This window comes from Streptomyces sp. SID486 (assembly GCF_009865385.1).
Lineage (GTDB): Bacteria > Actinomycetota > Actinomycetes > Streptomycetales > Streptomycetaceae > Streptomyces.
The window spans coordinates 1-2,027 of the sequence record NZ_WWJT01000039.1 but is presented as its reverse complement, the minus strand read 5'-3'; the positions used below and the strand labels follow the sequence as shown (position 1 = coordinate 2,027).

Annotated in this window: 1 protein-coding gene; it reads left to right on the top strand. The window is 73.2% G+C overall.

All coding sequences use genetic code 11. The annotated features are described in order from the left end of the window. Positions 1-305 precede the first annotated feature (305 nt). Positions 306-2,027: PAS domain-containing protein (locus tag GT045_RS01940; RefSeq protein ID WP_345942523.1), on the top strand; the 1,722-nt coding region annotated here is incomplete at its 3' end.

Here is a 2,027-nt window from a genome sequence, read left to right as displayed (position 1 = left end):
GGGGGCGGGGTTCCGGCAGGTGCCGGTGCGCCGGGCCGGGTTCTGGTAGGGGCCCGTGCGCCGGGGCCGAGGCGCGGCAGAGGCCCCCTGACCGGGGCGCCGGTTCCGTAAAGGTCCCGCGAAGGTGTCGGGGAGCCGGAGCATCGGTCACGCGTTCGTCGTCACTTCCTCGTGGGACCTCCCTCTCATCCGGCGCCGCGAGCGGGACCCGTGCCTTTAGACTCCCTCGCGTGACACGTCGCGGGCCGGTTGGCAATATGGCCCGAGCGGTCGGCAAGGTGCGGTAACAGGGAGGAAGGCGTCTCGTGAGCAGCAGGCCATCCCGAGGCGCTGCTCGCCTCGCAGCCATACTCGACGCTCTGCCGGACGCGTTGGTCCTGGTCAACGCCAACGGAACCGTCGTCAACGCCAACACCATCGCGCTGGAGGCGTTCGAGGCACCGGGCACCGCGCTCGTCGGGCGCGGGCTGCTCGATCTGCTGCCGCAGTTCGACTCCCGCCTCATCCCCGGTTCCATGCGGCGGCCCGACCACATGGACCCGCGGGGCCGCACCAAGCCGACCCGGATGGTGGCGCGGCGGACCGACGGCAGCGAGTTCCCGGTCGAGGTCACCAGCGCGAACCTGGAGAACGGCCAGCAGGCGTACGACGGTTACGGCTACACCGGTGACGAGCTGCTGATGATCGTGGTCCGGGACCTGTCCGGGACCGTCGACACCGAGGCCGAGCTGGCCCGCTCGCAACGGCAGACCGAGATGATCCTGCGGGCGGCGTCGGAAGGCGTCGTGGGCACCGACACCGACGGCCGCATCGTGCTCGTCAACCCGGCCGCCGCCCAGATACTGGGTCACCGGGCGGGCGAGCTGGGCGGCAAGGAGCTGCACACGCTGGTGCTGCACTCGCGTGCCGACGGATCGCCGTTCCCGTACGAGGAGTCGCCGCTCGCCGACACCCTGCGCTCCGGGCGCAAGCACCGGGTGCGCGGGCAGGTCCTGTGGTCCAAGGGCGACCAGAAGGTCCCGGTCGACCTGACCACCGCGCCGGTGCGGGACGGGGACCAGCTCGTCGGCGCCGTGATGACCTTCACCGACCGGCGGCCCTTCGACTCCCTGACCGAGGAGAAGGACGCGCTGGAGAAGGCGCACGCCGAGGAGCTGGAGCGGCTCTCCGAGGAACACGCCTCCGATCTGACCGCACTGCGCCAGCGGCATGTCGCCGAGGTCGAGGAACTCCGCGAGACGCACGCGGAGGAGCTGGCCGCGGGCGAGGAGCGGTACGCCGCGCTCGCCGAGCGGGAGAAGGACCGGTACGAGGCCCTCGCCGGGCGGCACGAGCAGCTGCTGACCCTGCTCGGACAGTCGCTGCGCGGCCCGCTGGACGAGCTGCGGCGCGAGCTGTCCGCACTGGCGGCGGACGACGCCGGGCAGCTGTGGCCCGAGGCGAACCAGGTCCTGCACCATCTCTCGGCGGGCTACGCGCGCATCACCACCCTCATCGACAACGTCCTCGGCTACCAGCGGCTGGACGCGGGCACCGAGGACATCACCCGGACGAAGGTGATGCTGGACGCCGTCGTGGCCGCCGGTGTGGACGGGGCCGTCGAGCTCATCGGGCCGGGCCGCGTGCAGTTCGCCGTGCACGCGCCGCCCATCGAGGCCGAGGTGGACCCGCAGCGGCTCGCCGTCGCGCTCGCCCACCTCGTGGCGGACGTCGCCGGGGTCGACGCGACGGGCAACACGCCCGTGTCGGCGGGCGGTTACCTGGACAACACGGTCGTGGTCGCCGCCGCCCAGCGCGGTGAGGTCGCCCGGATCGAGGTACGCGGCCCGTACGCCGGGGGAGACCCGGTGCACGAGCCGATCGTGCGCGGAATCGTGCGCGCCCACGGGGGAGTGCTGCAGACGCACGAGGTACCGGGCATGAGCGGCAGCGCCTACGTCCTCGAAGTGCCGCTCGGCGGCGGGGCCGGCGCGGTCGCCGCGCGGGCCCTGGGCGCCGGTGCGGTGCCCGCGGACGACACCGGGGCG